Consider the following 2,505-nt stretch of genomic DNA (forward strand, 5'->3'; position numbering starts at 1 on the left):
TTCAGAACTAACACAGTGGACGCGAGCAACTGAGGACAAGCCCTCGGCCTATTAGTACCAGTCAGCTTCACCCGTTACCGGGCTTCCACATCTGGCCTATCAACCCAGTCGTCTACTGGGAGCCTTACCCTCTCAAGGAGGTGGGAATACTCATCTTGAAGCAGGCTTCCCGCTTAGATGCTTTCAGCGGTTATCCCTCCCGAACGTAGCCAACCAGCCATGCCCTTGGCAGGACAACTGGCACACCAGAGGTTCGTCCGTCCCGGTCCTCTCGTACTAGGGACAGCCCTTCTCAATATTCCTACGCGCACAGCGGATAGGGACCGAACTGTCTCACGACGTTCTAAACCCAGCTCGCGTACCGCTTTAATGGGCGAACAGCCCAACCCTTGGGACCGACTCCAGCCCCAGGATGCGACGAGCCGACATCGAGGTGCCAAACCATCCCGTCGATATGGACTCTTGGGGAAGATCAGCCTGTTATCCCCGGGGTACCTTTTATCCGTTGAGCGACGGCGCTTCCACAAGCCACCGCCGGATCACTAGTCCCGACTTTCGTCCCTGCTCGACCCGTCGGTCTCACAGTCAAGCTCCCTTGTGCACTTACACTCAACACCTGATTGCCAACCAGGCTGAGGGAACCTTTGGGCGCCTCCGTTACCCTTTGGGAGGCAACCGCCCCAGTTAAACTACCCATCAGACACTGTCCCTGATCCGGATCACGGACCGAGGTTAGACATCCAGCACGACCAGAGTGGTATTTCAACGGCGACTCCACACCAACTGGCGTTGATGCTTCAAAGTCTCCCACCTATCCTACACAAGCCGAACCGAACACCAATATCAAACTGTAGTAAAGGTCCCGGGGTCTTTCCGTCCTGCTGCGCGAAACGAGCATCTTTACTCGTAGTGCAATTTCACCGGGCCTATGGTTGAGACAGTCGAGAAGTCGTTACGCCATTCGTGCAGGTCGGAACTTACCCGACAAGGAATTTCGCTACCTTAGGATGGTTATAGTTACCACCGCCGTTTACTGGCGCTTAAGTTCTCAGCTTCGCAACCCCGAAAGGTCACTAACCGGTCCCCTTAACGTTCCAGCACCGGGCAGGCGTCAGTCCGTATACATCGCCTTACGGCTTCGCACGGACCTGTGTTTTTAGTAAACAGTCGCTTCTCGCTGGTCTCTGCGGCCACCCCCAGCTCACGGAGCAAGTCCGATCACCAGTGATGGCCCCCCTTCTCCCGAAGTTACGGGGGCATTTTGCCGAGTTCCTTAACCATAGTTCACCCGAACGCCTCGGTATTCTCTACCTGACCACCTGAGTCGGTTTAGGGTACGGGCCGCCATGAAACTCGCTAGAGGCTTTTCTCGACAGCATAGGATCATCCACTTCACCACAATCGGCTCGGCATCAGGTCTCAGCCTTGTATGAGGGACGGATTTACCTACCCCTCGGCCTACACCCTTACCCCGGGACAACCACCGCCCGGGCTGGACTACCTTCCTGCGTCACCCCATCGCTTACCTACTACAAGTCTGGTTCGTCGGCTCCACCACTTTCCTTTCCCCGAAGGGTCCGGAACGGCTTCACGGACTTAGCATCGCCTGATTCGATATTGGGCGTTTCAAAGCGGGTACCGGAATATCAACCGGTTGTCCATCGACTACGCCTGTCGGCCTCGCCTTAGGTCCCGACTTACCCTGGGCAGATCAGCTTGACCCAGGAACCCTTAGTCAATCGGCGCACACGTTTCTCACGTGTGTATCGCTACTCATGCCTGCATTCTCACTCGTGAACCGTCCACAACTAGCTTCCGCTGCTGCTTCACCCGGCACACGACGCTCCCCTACCCATCACAGCGGGCGTTGGCCCTATAGCTGCAATGACACGACTTCGGCGGTACGCTTGAGCCCCGCTACATTGTCGGCGCGGAATCACTTGACCAGTGAGCTATTACGCACTCTTTCAAGGGTGGCTGCTTCTAAGCCAACCTCCTGGTTGTCTCTGCGACTCCACATCCTTTCCCACTTAGCGTACGCTTAGGGGCCTTAGTCGATGCTCTGGGCTGTTTCCCTCTCGACCATGGAGCTTATCCCCCACAGTCTCACTGCCGTGCTCTCACTTACCGGCATTCGGAGTTTGGCTAAGGTCAGTAACCCGGTAGGGCCCATCGCCTATCCAGTGCTCTACCTCCGGCAAGAAACACACGACGCTGCACCTAAATGCATTTCGGGGAGAACCAGCTATCACGGAGTTTGATTGGCCTTTCACCCCTAACCACAGGTCATCCCCCAGGTTTTCAACCCTGGTGGGTTCGGTCCTCCACGAAGTCTTACCTCCGCTTCAACCTGCCCATGGCTAGATCACTCCGCTTCGGGTCTAGAGCGTGCAACTCAATCGCCCTATTCGGACTCGCTTTCGCTACGGCTTCCCCACACGGGTTAACCTCGCTACACACCGCTAACTCGCAGGCTCATTCTTCAAAAGGCACGCAGTCACGAGA

Annotated in this window: 1 rRNA gene (only partly in view); it reads right to left on the reverse strand. The window is 56.3% G+C overall.

Annotated elements, in window-relative coordinates:
- Nucleotides 1-31: 31 nt before the first annotated feature.
- Nucleotides 32-2,505, reverse strand: a 23S ribosomal RNA gene (locus ACZ6JS_RS35475) (it continues 150 nt past the right edge of the window).

This window comes from Streptomyces sp. NPDC046349, assembly GCF_055587885.1.